The following is a 17,402-nucleotide window of genomic DNA, read 5'->3' on the forward strand; positions in this document are numbered from 1 at the left end:
GATTGGTCCATGATCTTTCGCGCCGCTTCCTTCTTCCGCCGCTTATTTCCAGAATCTCGTTATCTGAGCAAATGGGTGATGAATTGACCACTGCAGGGACTGGTGTCTGCACAGCATTGATTGCTGCCGCGTTCCTCGTTCCAAAAACGGTTTCGGCCGCAACCGCAGAGGCAGATATCGTCGCTCAGCTTGCGTCTTGCGCGGCTCGATTGGAAGCAGGCAGGAGCTACGAGAGCTATGTCGACGGATTTGCCGACGCGCGGGACGCTGTGAGTGGCGCGCTCGCGTTCATGCGCAGCAGGGTTGAAACGTCCGAAGCCGAGGAAAATGCCGAAACCCTGAAGAAGGAGTTTTCTGCCGATCTTGTGAATAGCCCGATGCAGGCCCGGTCCCGTGTCTCCGCGCTTGTCGATGAGTGTTTGGCGCAAACGGCTGCGGTTGAAGCGATATTCAATGGCGTTGAGACAAGCCGTGTCAACGAACTCGAGGCCGCAACAAATGCGCAGCGTGAAGCAACTGAACGCGCTGAAAGCGAAGCCGAAAGGGCGGAGCAGGCGGAGCGGCGGGCGATCGCTGCGGAAGCCGCGGCAGAGCGAGCCAAGGCCGAGATCGCAATCCTCAAGGAACAGCAACGCGAACGGCAGGAGGCAAAGGCACCCACGACCGAAAGGAGCGATCCGCGCGAGGAGAATGAGAACTCCGTCTCACTAAACGTGCGGGAGAACGTCCAGCGTGCACTTCAGGCAAATGGTTACACCATTTTTGAAAGCGCCGAAGAGATGGAGTGCATGTGGACCGGTTCAGCGCACCAGTGCAGGCGGCCAACGGGTGGAACCATGATCAGCGTCATGTCCAGTCCATACAGAGTCCGCATCCTGAATGCAGGCAGCTCGATCGACTGTTTGAGGTTTCGCGAAGGTGAATTGGTCGCGCAAGGCAATGGTGACGATTGCCGGTAGAGGGCCTTCGCAGCCGGGTTTCAGGCAACGCGCCCGGCTTCGCTGGCGTGTCGAATAAGGCACAGCCCGGGAGCGAGTTTCGATCGCTCGGACTGTCCGACCCGAGTGACGGGCGGAAGCTCTCGAATGGCATTGCCGCGGCCACTGAATTGCGAAGTGCTCCTTGACAGGGCGATTAGGCTCTCCTTTGGTCGGGCCAGCCATCGCCAGACTTGATACTCAAGCCGGTAAGCCGGCGAGGCGCAGGCCCTCACGCAGTCGATCTGCATCCTCGGCCCTTTGGAGATACAAAGCGTCCACGAGCCAATCTACATGTTCGCTTGGGCCGGCAGCCGGATCGCCTTGCCACAACGCGCTGACTGCTGCGATGCAAGCCTTGCCACACTGCTGCGCCTCTTCGAGACGCCCCAAGTGACCGAAGGCAGCCGCGCGCAAAGCCATGTACCGCGGGTGTCGCCGGCCTGGTGCGTCCAGTATTAGTTGTTCCAATAGACTGGCCGCCTCTTGGTAGCGCCTGAGCCGAAACATGATGTGCGAAAGATAATAATTATACCAGGGCGGGGTGGCATGGGTTGAGTCGAAAAGCAATCTCGGCTGCGTGCAGAGCCAGTTCGGGCTTTCCGATGCACGATTGGACCCAGGCCCAGAAAATCTGGATCAGCGGATCGTTAGGGTTTAGGGTCCGGGCAAGGCCCAAATGCCGCTCGGCCCGCTCGAAGTCGCGCCACATCAAGCACATGTATCCGAAGGTGGAGTGCACCCGGGCATCGTTGGGGTCTTTCGCCAGTGCTTCTTTGGCCTGGTGAAACGCCTCGATCCGGTTCTCGTCCTTCTCTCGTGGTACTCCGACGCTCATCTCGACCGAACGATTGAGATAAATCCAGGCGAGGCCCGCATGGGCGCGGGCAAAGCCTGGATCGATCTGGAGTGCCTCTTCGAATTGTGCTTGCGCACGTGCTTGGGCCTCAGGCGTGAATACGTCGGAAAATCTATTCCCCTGGAGGAAGAGGTCATAGGCCCGAATGTCTTCCGGCTGACGTCGCCGGGCTGTCACCTCGCTATCTTGGATAATTCGTTGGGCCACCATTGCGACAATGCTCTGGGAGATTTCTTCCTGAAGGGCGAAGACGTCCTCCAGTGCGCGATCGTATCGTTCCGCCCAGAAATGGGCACCGCTTCCAGCATCAATGAGCTGGGCCGTGATGCGAACGCGCTCGCCTGCGCGACGGACACTGCCCTCGACGAGGTATCGAACCCCGAGCGAACGCCCTATCTCGCGAGCGTCCACATTTTCCCCCGAAACGAGAAGGAAGAGTTTCGCGCGATGACCATGAGCTCGCGAAAGCGCGACAGCTCCGTAATTATGTCTTCGCTGATACCGTCGCTGAAATAGACCTGTTCGGGATCGCCGTTCATGTTTTCGAACGGCAAGACCGCCACCGTAGGTCTATCGCTCGACGCCCAGGCGACTTTCGCACCCTCAAGGACGTTGTCGAATACCAAGCTGTAAGTCCGCACCGGCCGTGAAATATTCTTCAGACGCTGCTCGCCCGCGAACTCGAACCGACAGTCGAGTTTCCCAGAGAGCTGGTCGTAGACTGTCCCGGAGATAAGGAGACCGCCTGGCGGGCAACACTGTTCCAATCGGGCCGCCACGTTGACACCGTCTCCCAAAAGGTCCTGATCATCCACCAGTACGTCGCCAAGATTGATGCCGATACGCAAGACAATCCGGCGCTCAGCCGGTATTCGCGCCTGCCAATCAGGCAATTGCTTTTGAACCGCAGCGGCGCAGGCTACAGCCTCGACGACGGAACCGAATTCGGCGATCAGGCCATCGCCCGTCAGCTTGAAGAGACGCCCATGATGCTGCGCCAAGAGAGGCTCGAACAGTCTCCGGCGCAGGTCCGTGACTGCCACGAGAGTTGACGCCTCGTCCAATTCGACGAGACGTGAATAGCTGACAATATCGGCAACGAAGATTGCCGCCAGTCTGCGTTCTCCGAGGATGCTCATCTCCTCGCCCCTGATGATGCCAAATGCTCTTGGCTACACAAACCGAACCCAACAACAATAGCCCAGCGACGCCTCTGCGGCCATCTCTTGATTTGGAGACTGTGCTGGTCGAAAAGATCTGGAAGCGTGAAGTACTCGAATTCGGAACGGGCGCCGTGATCGATTTTGATTCACCCTGGGTCGAATGCCCCTATCTGGCCGCACCTTTGGATCTGAACGCGATTAAATCGATCAGGAAATGCAAGCCCCCTTTGCCGCCAGGCAAAGCCCATGCAATTGCTCATCGGTCTGTTCGCCGATATTCAGGTGGTCAATGATCTCAGGTCAATTTCGCGCGAGCGATGGGAAGAGCTAGCGTCGACGGCGAGGGGCAAAATCGCCGTCACTCGTGATCAGGGTTCCCGAATAGCAGGAACGTCGTCATCGAGGATCGGGAATGAACCTTCAATCGCTGCGCCAATGAAGGCTTTCCGTGACAGATCCAGCGCTTCGCCGCGCTCTAATGCGCCATGGCAGCGATTCCTTGCGCGTTCATAGAACCATCCGCCCTGGGGCAACTCACTCAGATATTGCAGGGCATCCTGTGGTCCGTGGATACACCGCTCGCCATTCACGCCAATCCTGACAGGATTATCCCAAATGATGGTTTGCATTTGCGTTGACTCCGGTTCGGCACAGAACGTCTAGCGGGAAGCATTGTTCCAACCATCGCTTTGGTAGTTGAGAGACACGGGTTCGCCACGATGGTCACGTGCCGCCGACGCCTTGCCGCATCACCGAAGTGGGGCGTTCGTCTGCGCAGAACGCCACGCCGAAATAGACATCTTTTCAGCAATGCCTCCTTCAATCACCAGCACGCTATCGAAGAAATCAATTCCGCCCTCCGATTGGATCGAGGAGGTATCGTGCATAATGGCAATAACCGTCGCCTCCGGGCAATTCTCTTTGATCGCTTGATAAAACGCTTGCACCGCCTGCCCATCAAGAGCGCTTGTTGCCTCGTCAAGGAAGAGCAAACCCGGCTTCAGCAACAGGACTTTCGCAAGAACGAGCTTCTGCTTTTCACCCCCGGACAACAGCTTGTCCCACTGCTGCCCCTCGCGTCCCTCATCAAAGAGCTCCCCAGAAATTTCATGGAGCCCCGCTTCTTCAAGCGCCGTGGAAACCGCAGCGTCCTTATGCTCACGGGCGTCATCCGGAAGACAGACGAGATCCTTCAGGCAAACGCCCTGTAGTTTGACCTCCTGGGCCGCAAAGAGAGTTCGCAAACCGTCCGGCAACGTGATCTTGCCCCGACCGTGCGGCCAAAGACCGTTTATCGCCTTGAGAAGTGAGGTCTTTCCACTCCCCGATTCACCCATCACCAAAGTCCACTCGCCCAAAGCGAAATTGAGTTCAATGGCGGTCAAAAAGGGCTCGTCCTCACCAGTATGGAGGAGCTCGACCGAATGGATGGTCAAGCCGCCTTCTACGGCTTCCGCTATGGTATATTCAAACGCGGCGGGTCCACTTTGAGCATAGTAGTCTTGTGGTCGCTGCACCGTTTCTATCGCTTCCGCAAGCTCTGTTATGCGCCGCGCGTCCGCCCGCAGTGTCGCGATGTCAGGCATCGCATGAATAAACCATGAGCATTCGTTGATGAGGGCCGTCGCTAGTTCGGCACCGGTGACATAGTCTTGTAGGCTGATGGTCTTGTCGACATAGGGAAGCAGGCCCGGCGCGTAGGCCACGATGCGTGAGCCGATGAAATTATGCACCAGCTCAAAGCCCATATAGCCGGCGGTAATCCGATTGAGCCTCGCCCATGTGTAGTCAATATCTTGATACCGGCGCACATTGAGCGCCTTTTGCGCTGGCTCCCCTCTGATAACCGCAACGTGAAAACTGCGGCGCAAGAACTGGTTGAGTTCGCTGCGATAACTGCCTTCCGCCGATTGAATGCGGATAGACAGCCCCTGAAGGATACCTCCCAGCTTGGCCGCAATGAATGTGTTGAGGGGCACGTAGATCGCAATCGCCAGCAGCGTCAGGAAGGCGCTGCCGTAGCCCCCAAGAACGTCAAGCCCTCGGATCGGGCTCGACGTTTCGATCAGCTTACCGCCAACGAACGCGAGCGACAGCACCACCCCGGCGATGCCGATGCCCAGACCGATTGCACCGCCGGTCATGCCCCTTATTGCTTCCTGCACCCGCTGATCGATGTTGTCCGGCGATGACGTGTTCGCTTCACCCGCTCCACCAAAGCCATTTTGTTGCAAGTGGAAGTGGGTGTGACTGGAATCGAGAAGTGCCTGATTGAAGCGTTCATCCAACCACTGGCGCCATTTTCGGTGTAGGCTGGTCGAAAGGAAGTGACGGACCGCAGTAAACCCCGCGTCCCTTGTGATCGCGATCGCAGCAAGCGTCGCTGCGGTCTTTAGAAGCGACGCAGGCGTTGTCGGTACCGTAGGGTGGTGGAAATTCGCGATCCGATTGACCAATTCGCCTGAGGTCAGCGCGAACCATACGCTTGCCTGAGCCGACAATCCGGTAAGCAGCAGGATGAGAATGGTCAGGCCCCAAGCGTCTCTCCAGCGATTAGAGAGCCAGTAAGCGAGCAACAGCCCCCAGAAGCTACGCATCGAGGATACGGGGCTGCTTGGGCGCCGCCGTTTCTCGCCGAAGAACCGTTTAACCCGTGCTGTTGCCCGATGCGCCTTGCCGCGCACGACTTCACTCAAGCTCATCTTCCTGAATTGGAGTAAGGATCGGACTTGTCAAATGCTGATGATCTGATGGCCGACGAAAAGCAGGGTCCTTGCAAGCGATTTGGTCGCGACAGGTGATCAGGAGGATCTTAAGGCCGGCAGCCTACTCGCCGTAGGGCCGATAGCTAAGCGGCGACGCCGGAACGTGAGTTCAACATCGGAGGCCAGACATCAAGTATCGCTACGTCGTAGTCGGCAACCGCGCGGTGCTGGACACTGGCACTCGTAGTGTCGTTCAGATTATCAACTGAGGCTGCTGGACGAGTTACAGAGGCTTCCCTGCGGGAATCGGTCCTCCACTTCAGCGCAGCGGTTTTTTCGAAAGTGTCCGGCAAGCGGGCGCAGTTTCTGTTGAGGCGGGGAGACCGCGCTTCTCGTCGTGAAACCTGATTTGTCCCACGGGAGGCCGTGGCACGGAACCTGTGCGCCGCTTTCTGGTTGGGTGGGAGGAGAGGAGTTGCATATGGGCATTGACAAACCGAAAAACGGTGCACCGGGCACCACCGACCAGTCTCCTCGTTGGGAGGCCCGGAGGAGAGCAGACCTCGGGGGTATCTTCCAGCGAAAGACGGACCAGATTCCGATCGCGACGCCGTGGGCGAAAACAACCGCGAACCGGAGCGTCCATCCGATGCGTTGAAGACAAAAAAATGAAGCGAAGGGCAATGCGTTCCTTCGCAGGCGGACGGAAAAGCAGCGGCGTTGCAAGCGCAAAACCAACTGCGTGACCGGGTCTAAGGATAGGCCATCGTCAGGCGCCGGGCCATAATACTCCGAAAAATAATGGGATGTGGGCTTTGACGAAAAATAGCCGGATCGCGCCGAGTAACAGCCAAATTCACAATCTTCAGGTCTCAGGACAAGGTTCTGCGCCGTCCTCGGCGCAGAACCTTCGCGCTAGAAGGCAATGCTTCCTGCCATGAAGGCAAGGACGAGAAACAGCACGAATATCGCCAGAGCGACGTAAAAGAGGATCTTCGCTATACCAGCACTTGCTGCAGAAACACCCGAGAAGCCAAGCAAGCCTGCTACGACCGAGATTACAAAAAATATAATAGCCCACTTTAGCATATGTTTCTCCCAGACGGCCGAAACGAATAATCTGGGCATTGAACCCGCAGCCGTGAGTATTGTTCCAGGCGCCTTTAAGTTGTGACGTCACGCCGGATCGGTGCAAACTCCTGGTCCAATCCATGCCGCAAGGCCGCGGCATCCCTGCTCTCTCTTCCGCCCGCCGATTTACTGGCTCTCGCGGCGGCAGTACGGTCACTGCCGCGCGCATCGTCAGCCATTTTTCGCGGAGTGTTATGCGCTCCTCTATCGCGCGAAGAACCATGCCAACTGCCGCGACGACTTCTCCTTCGGCTTGGTCCGTTCCGGCGGGCAGCCGTCCAAGCGGGCAAACCAAGGCGGCAGTGAATTCCGCGAGACCGGATTTATGATCTTGGCACGTCCGCTGAAACCGGCTCGCCACTGCCCGAGATCGATTGGTTCTTTCCCGTGATTGCCGACGTATCCTTTGTTTGGCGGATCACCCGGCTTTGAGGTTTGCGTAAACCCCTCAAAGAGCGACTCGTGCTTTTTGTTCCACTGCGGAACCTTTGAAGCCGGACGGTGTTAGAACCGCTCCCCACCAAGGCGAAGGAGGTTGCCATGCCGGAGAAGACTTTAGACATGCTGTTTCACGAAACGTTGAAGGACATTTACTACGCCGAACGGCAGATACTAAAGGCACTGCCTAAAATGGCGCGGGCTGCGCAATCCCCTGATAGCAAGGCCGCTTTCGAAAAGCATCGCGATGAAACGGAAGGCCACGTGGAGCGTTTGCAACAGGTCTTCGAGATTATCGGCAAGCGCGCACAGGGTAAAACCTGTGAAGCTATTCAAGGCCTGATTGCCGAAGGCGAAGAAATCATCGAGGAGTTCAAGGGAAGTCCGGCCCTTGACGCCGGGCTGATATCTGCGGCCCAGGCGGTCGAACACTATGAGATTGCGCGATATGGCACCCTGAAGACCTGGGCCAAGCAGCTTGGGTTGGACGCCGCCGTCGCCTTGCTCGATCAGACCCTTCAGGAAGAGGGTGCGACTGACAAGGCTTTGAGCAAGTTGGCTTTGTCCGCTGCAAATATTAAGGCTGCAGCTTAACTTACGATATTCTAGGCGGAGGGCCGATGCGCCCTTCGCCCCCAGACCCCGTAACAGCTAGTCTTTTGTGGTCTGATGGTTTGCCGCGTCGACCTTCTTTGATTTGGGCGAGCCGCGATAGCGCAAGAATATCCACTGCAACACAAGCATCAGCGTCGAAACTACAATCGCCGGTTCGGAAAATACTCGAACCAGGACTGGGCGTCGCTAAGCGCGACGATACTCGGCTCGGCGCCACGAAATCAATCGATCTTTCCCATGAGCGCGGTGCCGAGGCTGCCGAGAGCAAACGACGCCCCGAAGGCATATATCTGAAGGAAAAGAGCAACGGGCTCGATCGCACGATCATGACCGAGCGCGTGCGGGAAGCCAACGGCGATTACCAGTGCGGTGAGGGCTCCCAGTGCAAATCCAGACGACAAATGCCAGATGAGAAAACGTAATAGCATGGGCATTTTTCAACCTCCTTTATCGAAGAGGTGCCGGCGAGCCGAGCTCCCGTCTACCTTCCGTCGGCGCGGTCCGTGCATTCGGTGAACCTTGCCAGATGGGATTGTAGACGGACAAGCTTCTTGCGTTTTCCGGTTACAAGCGCTGAGCATTCGTTGGCCGACTGTGATGCCGTCGATCTAAAGCCCGAGCTCACTCAGTCATCAGCTTTGACCGAGCCAAACGGTTTCTCCGGCCAGACGACGCCGTCTGCATCGGAATCCGGTGTGTTGTGCGGGCTGACATCTCGCGCCGACGTGTCCATGCGCATCTCCGTGCACTCCTCGGCCAGCCAAACATACAAACCACAGTTTCGTTCCAGCGATTTGCGCCGCGGCTTCCCCGAATGAGGAACCATCTACGAAAGGGCGATTGGGAGCGAAGTTTCGTCGCCTCGTCGTCGTCGACGTTAGCACGCACGCAGTCCGGATATTGTCGTTGAGCGATATTGATCGAGAGCATCCTCACTGGCCTCGAAGGTCGCGACTGGGGTAGAGGAGCCTAGCCGACAAACCGGCATTGGCTGACGGCGGTCCGAAGGTGCAGCAGAAAAGGGGGAGGTACTGCCGCGGCTTGCGATATTGCTTTCCCCCGCGCGAGCCAAGAAGATGCACTCACCGGGATCGCGGACAGAGCAATCCAAAACTTGAACCACCGCGCATTGAGAGTAGGCCTGGTCATTTCAGGCTATGCGGCCCGGACTGAAACAACTCGATAAGCGGCGCCGCAGGAGTTTCGGCACGCGAGTCTTACCGCAAAATGGGCTTTCTGGTGCAGAAGCTGATCGACCAGACTCTGCGGCAAGCTTTGGAAATCTGATGAGGCTGCCATTATCCGCAGACTTAGGCACAATGGACAGCCCTAACCCTGTGCGTGCCGGGCGAGCCAATTAAGAAAGCGCAGGAACTGCATTTCGTCGGCGCGAAGTCCGGGTACGGCTTTTGCGTTTGGCCTTACCCGCGGGATTTTCTGCTCGGCTTGCGCCAGAGCGAGGACTGCCGGATGCACGTAGCTCTTACGGCAAACGGCCGGCGTGTTGTGCAGCGCCTCTGCCGCCGCGTTGCACATTTCTTTGATCGTCGGGCGTCGACCCTGAGCGAATGCTTGGCGAGCGGCAGAATATGCGGCAACGCTCCCAGCCCAAGTTCTGAACGTTTTGGCCGAAATTGGCGCCCCGCTGATCTCTGCGAGATAGCGGTTAAAGCGCCCCGACTCGATTGGCTCGGGTTTTCCGTCTTGCCCCACGGATACGAAGAGCTGGCGACCCGGGAGTTCGGCGATTCCCTCAAGTAAGCGTTGCAGTCGCGGATTTCTCAGCCGTCTTCGGATACGTTGCCCGCCCTTGCCCTTGAAGTTGAGCTTGATGCTATCGTCGGTAATCTTGAGGTGGCGCTTAAGAAGGGTTGAGGCGCCATAGCTCCCGTTCTCCTTCACGTATGTCGAGTTTCCAATGCGAAGGGGCGCGTGGTCGAGCAGCGCCGCAAGGGCAGCAAGTACGGTGAAAGGGTCGTCCACAGGCCCCTCCATATGCTTGCGGATCCGGCGTCGCAGGCGGGGGAGCGTTTTAGCAAAAGCTGGAAGCTGGCTGTATTTGGCGTTGCTTCGCATCTCCTGCCATGCTTGGTGATATCGATATTGCTTTCGACCACGCGCATCATAACCTGTCGCCTGCAGATGACCGTTTGGCTGCATGCAGATCCAGACGTTCTCGTAAGCTGGGGGCAAGCCAAGCGCTTGGATACGGGCAAGAACGCGGGAATCTTTTAGCTGTTCACCGTTCGGACGCCGATAGACAAAGCCGCTTGAGGAACGAAACCGGGTGTAACCCGGTTCAGTGTCGGAGACGTAGATGAGGTCGGCGCCATCGCCTACCTGCGGACTTTCCCGCCGGCTCAATCAGATCCGTCCCATCAGAAGGAGGATCACAAGAACGACCACCACCACACCCAGAACGCCAGACGGACCGTAACCCCAGCCGGATGAATGGGGCCAGGCCGGAAAAGCGCCGATGAGCAGCAGGATGAGAATGACTAAAAGTACGGTTCCAAGCATTTTGCGGTCTCCTTACACAGCGATAAAGTCGTTTTCGTCGGTTTGCCCCCGTACTTGCCGAGCGGGGGCTCTAGCATCGAAACTCGGGAGGAGGGTCATTTAAGGATCGCGATCACCGCGCGTCGTTGCCGATTGATCATCACCCCTTGGTCGTTTGAACGACATATCCATAGTCCGGCTGATCAGGAAACGTTTGGATTTCGACGGTATCAGGCAGACGGGTGCCTACAGCGATGTCGCCTTGATACACGTCCGAAGGGCTGCTCTGGTCAAGTAGGTAGGTTTGAGCTTCGCCCGGTACGATGACTGTTGCAGTTTGCGCAACGGCGCCGCCGCCGAAAGACAGGCTCGCCAGCAAGCTCGCCATGACGGTTCTCTTCATGATCAGCTCTCCTAGTTGTTCCCTCAAACCCGTTTTAGAGCATTTGGTTCCAATGCGCTCCCGGAGCGGCTGCATACCGCCTGACGCCAAAGGTCGGTGACGATGTCTCTTCGACGCGAGAGGTCACAGCAGCGGCTTTAAAGTCCTGGCGTCATGAGCACCTGCTTCAGCGTCTTGAAGGTGGGAGCTCTCGGAAGAGCTGCTAGACAAGGAGGATGAACGCGAGGAAGCAATTGGATGCCGCTACCGCGACCGTCGGGACTCGATGTCTTCAGACGTAGCGGTTGCTAGCGGCGAGGTGACGCTTGCGTGGGAAGTATCGAGCAGGCAGGCCAAACACCGGGCTGAAGATTGTGCCGAATTGTTCTCCGGAGTTCCCCACGTTCAGAACAACTTACGGGTCCGCTCAACGACAAAGACGGTGACCGTGCCCCTGGGCAACCCACCTGATAAGGTCGCACAGCCGCATTCGTTCGAGCGCCCCTGACCACAGCGGCGAGCGGCGTTCGGATTCATCGGATGCCCGGTACGCTCGCTGACTTTTCGTGACCCATTTGCCAGCGCAGGATGTCCTGGGGCTTGGAAGCTTGGCTTCTCGCTGTCGACAGCGTATCCTTCTTAAGCGCCGCCATAGGCGGCGAGGACGACCGAAAGAGCGGCATTCGGATAACCAAGGTTTGAGACGATGGCACCGGGAAAAAAAGCCGAGGATGAAAACGAGGAGTTGCTGGTAGGCGGTGTGGCGTCCCGACCGGTCGAGAGCGATGCGGTGCCAGTTGATGACGTACCGGATCGATTGCTGATCCTTGCCATTAGGCTGCAACGAGCCCTGGACAAACGGCAGGCGACGAAATCGATCAGCAGGCCCTCGCGCCGGAAACACTGAGGTGGTCAGAATGCAAAAGGATGGCTTGTGATGCCGGACCTGCAGCAATTGCGGGTGCTAGTTGCTGAGGACGAATTTTTTGTCGCAAATGATATCGCACTTTGGCTCGAAAAGGCCGGTGCGACAATAATTGGCCCAACGCCCACAGTAAAAGAAACGTTGAAGAGCCTTGCTCAGGCTTTCGACGTTCAAGTTGCTGTTCTGGACATTAACCTCAATGGCGAGCTGATCTTTCCCGTGGCGGACGAACTCGCGCTCAGATCGGTACCCGTGGTCTTTTTTAGTGGTTACGACGACATGAGCGTGCCCGAACGGTTCCGGTCGGCCGCACGGTTAAGCAAGTGTGCAGGCGCGTCGGATCTCGTAAATGCTGTCTTTGAGCAACACCTCCAAAATCTGTCAAACTTGGCGCCACTATATGTCGGACTAACCGATCAATCGGTCTGTGAACTTATACCGGAGCTGCGCTACAGGGCGCGGCTCCTGATGGCCGGAGCGCCTCCCGAGGCCGCCGACCTGCTCGTTGAGCGTACGCTTGAGCGCGCTATCGCGCTAGCCGGGACAAGGCGCCGGTCTCAGGGCCTCGATGCCTGGTTGCACGATTTATTGGCGGCCATCCATGACGAGAGCCCCTATGGACTGAATTAAGACATTTGACGCGGTGCGAAAGCCGTGATGGGTGTGAATGGGCGGCCGGATTTGGCGTTCTCTTCTCATCCGGCATGTCTTCGGGGTCGAGCTCCCTGATCGGGCGCGGCCCCTCGTTCGGCGGTGGTACAGGCGGCAATCGCTCGCCCGGATCGCGGGGTTGAGGGTTCACGTCCTTGCTCCTCGTTTCATGAGGAGAACAAGGTGCACTGTGCTTGGTTCCGAGAAGTTGCGCGTTCGATCGAGCTTGACGGCGAATACCGCGTCATAGCTTCGAAGGACTTTGACCGCATCCAACGACGCGATGACCTTATCCGGCACAACGTCCGCAAGTCCTCCGCCGCAACCGCAAGATTTGCCTGGCCCCTCCCTGGCCGGGGCGCAGACCCTTCAAGGCTATGTCGGGGTCAATTCGACTATGAGCGGAACCGCGCGGCCTCGTACCCATTTACCTGTTGGTATCGTTTGGGGTTAATTCTCCCTCGGTGCGCCCGAGCCTGACTGCCGGGTGGGGGTGCGGTCTGTCGGAACCGTGCCTTGCGGGCTCTCGGTGCTCGGAAGCTGTTCAGTGCTCCGCGGCTTTTCCATCGGAGCCTGTTGCGAGGGCTCTACCGATCCTGTTTGACTGGCGTCGGGCTGGCTCCATTCTACAAATCCCCATGCGAGCAGCGCCAGGAAAAGACTTGCGGCAAGCACCAGGAAAACACGGACACCCATTCCCGCCTGACGGGTTTCCCGCGCCGAGAACCTCGTCCGGTTAGCGCCGTGGGTCGTTCTCTCGGGTTCGCCTCGTTCATCAAGCTGCTCGGCCATCGCGTTTCTCCATTGCCATTTCCGTCAATGCCGTCCTCGGCTCGAAGGTCATCATCCCTTCGACCCGCCAGGCCGGGACAACGAATATCCAATCGCTGCCGTCGCCAAAGGTTCCCAATGGCGGCAGAAACGAGCGGCCGGTCCGCTGTATGCTGGGAGCGATATGGTGCTGCGGAGGTTTGAGCGAGCAGAGCTTCATTCGGGTAATCGTGTCCTGTCCCATCGCCCGCTGCACGAGAGTGCCTGCGACGAAAAACAAGATGAGCAGAAAAATATTGCCTCCAAGAAGTGCATTTCGAGCCACCAGATTCCCTTCTTTAGCGCGGGATATGGATGCTGGTTTTCCAGCCCGCTGTCCTTAACCGCCCTCGGCATAAGCACGAGATCGTCGATGAGGCGGGCACGTTCGTGCTCCGCCATCTCCGACCGCGGATCCTCAGAAGAGACGGGTGTATCGTAACCAGGACCCGGAAATGCGCGAAAAATGCCATAGGGCGGTCAGTTTGCGCGACGGCGCCTCAGCATCGGGCCGGTAGTGACCGCCGGTTTCGCCGGTTGCGATCTTATGGATGGCGTAAGGAAAATCGTCGTTCCAACTGAATGAAAACCTGGTCGGCCTGTGCGGCAGTCGATAAGGGATCACATCACGCCTGCGCTCCTCGTCTCCAACGACGAGAGGTGTCAAGCGAAATGAAGATTTGACCCCGCCTATTGCCTCACCCGGGGATGTTACTGACGTTGGGGGCACTGCGCCGTGGTGGGAGGATACGGGCGCGCGCTTCGTCCAGTCGCCATCGAGTATGATCTCCCCGGCTACGTCCACGCCCCAAGCCTGGACGGCATCGAGCCGCAGCCATCGAAGCCGAACTCGCTCAGCCAGTATACCGCATTCTCGAAAAATTACGGCCTAGGAACTCTGGCTCTGTCAAGGTCATCGAAACCCCCTTCAGCCCCCCGATTACATATTGGATAAGGATGCCCGGGCGCCTCGTCTGAGGCGGTGCCCGATGAATTCCTAGCAACCTTGTGCCTGCGCTGGAACAAACGCGACGGTATTCGGTTCAGTGATCAACGGCTGCAGGGAGGTACTTGAACATGAACGATAAAGACGAACTCATCCGGCGACGCGCTTACGAGATTTGGGAGCGTGAGGGGCGCCCCGAGGGCCAGGAGCGCCGGCATTGGGAGCAAGCAAGTAGGGAGATTGCGGAACATGAGCGTCTGCCTCCCAACAGTCAAACCGGGGATGATCAAACTGGCACCATTGTTGCTCCATCCACCGCGCCGCGCGGGGAAGCCGGGCGGCCGTCGGAGGACGCGGAGTAGTGTTCTTCCTACGACCTGACTGGGAAAGGACCTGAGTATCGAAGCGGTGTCGGCGCATTGGGAAGAGCGATCGAAAGAGCAGGCGCTTGTTTCCTAGGACCCCTAGGCAATGCAGGTTGATCTTCGTGCAGATCATTAGCATCGAAGTTTCCTGTGCGTGAGGTACACACGGGAAAAGAGGCGGTGATTCCATCACCCGACGTGGCCAAATCGAATGGGCCTGGATGACGAAGCCGCTTATCGCCCATGCCAAGGCGCTGCTGTCCAAACCGCCTCTTTCGCTACGGCGCTGAATGAATCCGATGCCCGAAGCAATGGGTGCAGTCGCTCCTGCCGCTGTGGCCGGCAATGAGGGCCCCACGGCCTACGTATTCGAGTATCGAGACGGTTCTGGCACCAGCCGAACGCCGCCTTCGACAATGCCACGCCTTGAAGCAGTCCAAAAGATTAGCGAGTAAACATGCGACACGACCCCAACCAACTGGAAAGGATCACTCCAGCATTTTTTGGGCGCGATGCCGTTTCCGTCGCGGAGGCTTTGATTGGCGTCATTCTGGAAGTAAATGGGATCGGCGGCAAGATCGTGGAAACGGAAGCTTACGGGCGGGAGGATCCCGCCTCTCATAGTTACGTTGGAAAAACTGCCCGGAACAACGCGATGTTCGGCCCCGCCGGCACCGCTTACGTCTACCGGTCCTACGGTTTGCATTGGTGCCTCAACTTCGTCTGCGAGGACGCAAGCGCGGTATTGCTCCGAGCGATCGAGCCGCAAACGGGCCTTGGAACGATGCGGATCAGGCGCGGGACAGCCAGGGAAACCGTCTTGTGCGCGGGGCCGGGACGCCTTTGCCAAGCTCTCGGAGTGACCCGCCATCTTGACGGACGATCGCTCTTTGCGGCCCCTTTTTATCTCACTGTTGGGGAGGGCGAAACGGATGTCTGCCGAGGCCCTCGTATTGGGGTCACGAGGGCTGCCGACGTGCGGTGGCGGTTCGGAGCGCAAGGCTCTGCCTTTTTGAGCCACCCGTTTCCCGATCCCGTTCCAGTTTAGAACTGGCCGGGATTTTGCGGGGGCGTAGAGCTTCTCGTCATAAATGCTGGAAGATTTGTTCGATGTCTCCTTTCCAGATTTAGCCATCCCGATGATCCTCGAGAACGACTGAAGCGATTTGATATGCGCCCCAACCTGCAAATCCTGATTCCGCCCGCTCGCATTCTCGACAAGTGCACCTATTCGCCCGGGATCACGGGGAGGTTGGAAAGAACACTCGGGCTTGGAAGTGTCGGAACGGTTGTTGTTACAGGAGGCGAGCCGGACGTTTTCGTAATGGCGACGATGCTCGGCGCAATCGATCTTGGATACTAGGTGACCGTCTCGAAGGACGGCGTTTAAAGCTCGACCAAACAAACGACGCCTCTCTTCAGCTGCTTGGCAACGCTTCTGGGTCCAACTTGAGCTTGCGACCCTTAGGAGTGGCTCGGTCAATTAGGCGATATGAGAGCCGGCACGTGGGAAATGTCGGAACCATCAGACCCCCGGCCGGTTTGATCTTGATAAACGCCGCGCAGGTCGCCCCGGCAGATCGTTTTAGGCGGGTCGAAAGAGGATTTTACCAGTGATTATCGATCTCCAATCCGCACGTGCCACACGAGATGCTCCTGACCCGGACTGTGCCTCACATGATAGCCTTGGCCGGCCGATGTATCTTTACGGAGTGGAGTACTGGATGGACGACCGACTTTGGGCGTTGACGCTCGAGGCCTATTCGCTCGAGGACGCTGAAAGAAGAATGGGGGCAATCCATCAGGGGCTGATCTATGGGCAGATATACCGCAGTACCTGCTGAGCATTGCGTTCTACATAGCAATGAGCGCCTCCCGGCCGTCCCGACACCTCGCGGACGTGCCGGGTGATGCGCCGATCGTTCTGAACCAAAGTTACGCCGGACACGCTGCCGATCTCAGAGGCGTCGATCTAGGTGGCATCGGTGAGGCGGTCGCTGACAGCGTCCTGGATCTGGATGCCTCGGCGAACGAAGTCTCGCGGCCCGTTTCCTTGCGGATTTCGCTAGATCGGGACAGTCATTTCAGCAAGTCGCGGACAAGCGTTTCGCTAAGTCGCGGACAACGGGTGCGATCGAATTCCGGTTGCCTGGTTGCTGTTACGGGTGATTGATTTCGGTTATTTCGCCGCCGGTCAAGAGCGTCGGCGTTTTTCGTTTCCGCATGCTGTCGCCTTCGAGCGTTATGCGGTGAGCGTTGTGAACAATACGGTCCAAAATCGCATCAGCTAAAGTGGCCTCTCCGATCATTTCGTGCCAGGCCGCCACGGGAAGCTGAGCCGTGATCAGGGTCGATTTCCGCCGATATCGTTCCTCGAAGATTTCTAGCAGATCGAGGCGCTGTCGATCGTTCAAGGTGTGGGTTCCCCAGTCATCCAGCACCAGCAAGTGAACGCGCGCAAGCTTGTCGACGAGGCGCGGAAAGACGTTGTCGAAAAGGCGCCTGGCTGGACATCGGAGCGACTGCTTGATTCTGGCTTTTCCCCGGAGGTGGTGGCCGCCGTTGAAAGCCTGACGCACCGCACCGGGGAAACTAAGGATGCCTTAACGATCCGCGCTGCGTCAAACGCGCTTGCAGCTGTCGTAAAACGCGCCGACCTTTTGGACAATCTCTCCCAAGTGGAAAGGCAAGGCAAGGATGGGACGCAGTATAGGCGAAGACTGGTTCTGCTCGACGCTGCGGCAGCGTACGACGGTCATCGGGCGGAAAGTGAGTCCGCCGACCGAAAGATCGCCGCGTCATCAGCTCGGGGTGAGGCTGGCGAGATCCGCCGCGAAGCCGCCGATCGCGTTGCAAAACGACTCGCTTTGCTTTTGGGAATGGCAGCGGCCGCTTTGATCTATCTTGTTCTCCGGTTCTGAAAGATGGTCGTCAGC

17 protein-coding genes and 2 pseudogenes are annotated in these 17,402 nt (G+C 57.9%); 8 read left to right on the forward strand and 11 right to left on the reverse strand.

The features are described from left to right. Window positions 1-2: 2 nt before the first annotated feature. Window positions 3-959 (forward strand): hypothetical protein, encoded by a 957-nt coding sequence (locus FA04_RS30835; protein ID WP_143106285.1) that lies wholly within the window; start codon window positions 3-5, stop codon window positions 957-959. A 547-nt stretch (window positions 960-1,506) separates the two neighbouring features. On the opposite strand, the gene FA04_RS36155 is transcribed toward FA04_RS30835, so the two are convergent. From FA04_RS36155 to FA04_RS30845, 4 genes are all read right to left on the reverse strand, one after another. Next, a complete protein-coding gene (locus FA04_RS36155) occupies window positions 1,507-2,247 on the reverse strand; it encodes a hypothetical protein (RefSeq protein ID WP_234798884.1) in 741 nt (246 codons plus the stop codon). Beyond that, window positions 2,229-2,975: an adenylate/guanylate cyclase domain-containing protein gene (locus tag FA04_RS36160; protein ID WP_234798885.1), complete on the reverse strand. Its 747-nt coding sequence runs from the start codon at window positions 2,973-2,975 to the stop codon at window positions 2,229-2,231. The genes FA04_RS36155 and FA04_RS36160 overlap by 19 nt, the downstream gene beginning before the upstream one ends. Window positions 2,976-3,367: 392 nt before the next feature. After that, a complete protein-coding gene (locus FA04_RS34725) occupies window positions 3,368-3,628 on the reverse strand; it encodes a DUF982 domain-containing protein (RefSeq protein ID WP_082936617.1) in 261 nt (86 codons plus the stop codon). Window positions 3,629-3,748: 120 nt separating this feature from the next. Continuing rightward, the gene (locus FA04_RS30845; protein WP_234798886.1) at window positions 3,749-5,695 is read right to left on the reverse strand and encodes an ATP-binding cassette domain-containing protein; all 1,947 of its coding nucleotides are present in this window, start codon (window positions 5,693-5,695) and stop codon (window positions 3,749-3,751) included. A gap of 490 nt (window positions 5,696-6,185) precedes the next feature. Here FA04_RS30845 and FA04_RS36165 point away from each other — a divergent pair. Next, a pseudogene (locus FA04_RS36165) lies at window positions 6,186-6,376 on the forward strand (hypothetical protein). 243 nt (window positions 6,377-6,619) lie between these two features. Here FA04_RS36165 and FA04_RS30855 read toward each other — a convergent pair. Next, window positions 6,620-6,793 carry a DUF1328 domain-containing protein gene (locus tag FA04_RS30855; protein WP_034798746.1) on the reverse strand — a complete coding sequence of 58 codons (174 nt, stop codon included), beginning with the start codon at window positions 6,791-6,793 and terminating at the stop codon, window positions 6,620-6,622. Between the two features lie 582 nt (window positions 6,794-7,375). On the opposite strand from FA04_RS30855, the gene FA04_RS30860 reads away from it, so the two are divergent. Further along, the gene (locus tag FA04_RS30860) at window positions 7,376-7,867 is read left to right on the forward strand and encodes a YciE/YciF ferroxidase family protein (RefSeq protein ID WP_034798750.1); all 492 of its coding nucleotides are present in this window, start codon (window positions 7,376-7,378) and stop codon (window positions 7,865-7,867) included. A 242-nt stretch (window positions 7,868-8,109) separates the two neighbouring features. Here the strand turns inward: FA04_RS30860 and FA04_RS30865 are convergent, their stop codons facing one another. The 4 genes from FA04_RS30865 to FA04_RS30880 form a co-directional block, all read right to left on the reverse strand. After that, the gene (locus tag FA04_RS30865) at window positions 8,110-8,322 is read right to left on the reverse strand and encodes a hypothetical protein (protein WP_127890635.1); all 213 of its coding nucleotides are present in this window, start codon (window positions 8,320-8,322) and stop codon (window positions 8,110-8,112) included. An 895-nt stretch (window positions 8,323-9,217) separates the two neighbouring features. Beyond that, window positions 9,218-10,252: a DNA topoisomerase IB gene (locus FA04_RS30870; protein ID WP_051659461.1), complete on the reverse strand. Its 1,035-nt coding sequence runs from the start codon at window positions 10,250-10,252 to the stop codon at window positions 9,218-9,220. Beyond that, window positions 10,253-10,408, reverse strand: coding sequence for a DUF3309 family protein (locus tag FA04_RS30875; protein WP_034798754.1), 156 nt, complete (start codon window positions 10,406-10,408; stop codon window positions 10,253-10,255). A gap of 139 nt (window positions 10,409-10,547) precedes the next feature. Further along, window positions 10,548-10,790, reverse strand: a complete 243-nt coding sequence (locus FA04_RS30880; RefSeq protein WP_234798887.1) for a DUF1236 domain-containing protein — start codon at window positions 10,788-10,790, stop codon at window positions 10,548-10,550. A 265-nt stretch (window positions 10,791-11,055) separates the two neighbouring features. Here FA04_RS30880 and FA04_RS34730 point away from each other — a divergent pair, with 265 nt between their 5' ends. Both FA04_RS34730 and FA04_RS30890 read left to right on the forward strand, forming a co-directional pair. After that, window positions 11,056-11,277: a BON domain-containing protein gene (locus tag FA04_RS34730; RefSeq protein ID WP_082566427.1), complete on the forward strand. Its 222-nt coding sequence runs from the start codon at window positions 11,056-11,058 to the stop codon at window positions 11,275-11,277. Window positions 11,278-11,706: 429 nt separating this feature from the next. Beyond that, the gene (locus FA04_RS30890) at window positions 11,707-12,324 is read left to right on the forward strand and encodes a response regulator (protein WP_051659462.1); all 618 of its coding nucleotides are present in this window, start codon (window positions 11,707-11,709) and stop codon (window positions 12,322-12,324) included. Window positions 12,325-13,120: 796 nt separating this feature from the next. On the opposite strand, the gene FA04_RS30900 is transcribed toward FA04_RS30890, so the two are convergent. Beyond that, window positions 13,121-13,441, reverse strand: coding sequence for a hypothetical protein (locus tag FA04_RS30900; RefSeq protein ID WP_060530549.1), 321 nt, complete (start codon window positions 13,439-13,441; stop codon window positions 13,121-13,123). 791 nt (window positions 13,442-14,232) lie between these two features. Between FA04_RS30900 and FA04_RS36730 the strand changes: the two genes are divergently transcribed. Further along, entirely contained in the window at window positions 14,233-14,463 is a 231-nt protein-coding gene (locus FA04_RS36730; RefSeq protein ID WP_034798762.1) for a DUF2934 domain-containing protein, read from the forward strand. Between the two features lie 460 nt (window positions 14,464-14,923). Further along, complete coding sequence (locus FA04_RS30910; protein ID WP_051659463.1) at window positions 14,924-15,514, forward strand: DNA-3-methyladenine glycosylase; 591 nt, start codon at window positions 14,924-14,926, stop codon at window positions 15,512-15,514. Window positions 15,515-16,625: 1,111 nt separating this feature from the next. Here the strand turns inward: FA04_RS30910 and FA04_RS30920 are convergent. Further along, window positions 16,626-16,958 (reverse strand): annotated as a pseudogene (locus FA04_RS30920) (ATP-binding protein); the annotation flags it as partial. On the opposite strand from FA04_RS30920, the gene FA04_RS35735 reads away from it, so the two are divergent. After that, window positions 16,914-17,387, forward strand: a complete 474-nt coding sequence (locus tag FA04_RS35735; RefSeq protein WP_167550724.1) for a hypothetical protein — start codon at window positions 16,914-16,916, stop codon at window positions 17,385-17,387. The pseudogene FA04_RS30920 and the gene FA04_RS35735 overlap by 45 nt on opposite strands. The last annotated feature ends 15 nt before the right edge of the window (window positions 17,388-17,402 follow it).

This window comes from Ensifer adhaerens (assembly GCF_000697965.2).
Classification (GTDB): Bacteria; Pseudomonadota; Alphaproteobacteria; order Rhizobiales; family Rhizobiaceae; genus Ensifer; species Ensifer adhaerens.

Excerpts from the sequence above, each read along its gene's own strand:
- FA04_RS30860 (WP_034798750.1), top strand. The coding sequence starts at position 7,376 with ATGCCGGAGAAGACTTTAGACATGCTGTTTCACGAAACGTTGAAGGAC.
- FA04_RS36160 (WP_234798885.1), bottom strand. The coding sequence starts at position 2,975 with ATGAGCATCCTCGGAGAACGCAGACTGGCGGCAATCTTCGTTGCCGAT.
- FA04_RS30890 (WP_051659462.1), top strand. The coding sequence starts at position 11,707 with ATGCCGGACCTGCAGCAATTGCGGGTGCTAGTTGCTGAGGACGAATTT.
- FA04_RS30865 (WP_127890635.1), bottom strand. The coding sequence starts at position 8,322 with ATGCCCATGCTATTACGTTTTCTCATCTGGCATTTGTCGTCTGGATTT.
- FA04_RS30855 (WP_034798746.1), bottom strand. The coding sequence starts at position 6,793 with ATGCTAAAGTGGGCTATTATATTTTTTGTAATCTCGGTCGTAGCAGGC.
- FA04_RS34725 (WP_082936617.1), bottom strand. The coding sequence starts at position 3,628 with ATGCAAACCATCATTTGGGATAATCCTGTCAGGATTGGCGTGAATGGC.
- FA04_RS30880 (WP_234798887.1), bottom strand. The coding sequence starts at position 10,790 with ATGAAGAGAACCGTCATGGCGAGCTTGCTGGCGAGCCTGTCTTTCGGC.
- FA04_RS36730 (WP_034798762.1), top strand. The coding sequence starts at position 14,233 with ATGAACGATAAAGACGAACTCATCCGGCGACGCGCTTACGAGATTTGG.
- FA04_RS30875 (WP_034798754.1), bottom strand. The coding sequence starts at position 10,408 with ATGCTTGGAACCGTACTTTTAGTCATTCTCATCCTGCTGCTCATCGGC.
- FA04_RS30910 (WP_051659463.1), top strand. The coding sequence starts at position 14,924 with ATGCGACACGACCCCAACCAACTGGAAAGGATCACTCCAGCATTTTTT.
- FA04_RS34730 (WP_082566427.1), top strand. The coding sequence starts at position 11,056 with ATGTCTTCAGACGTAGCGGTTGCTAGCGGCGAGGTGACGCTTGCGTGG.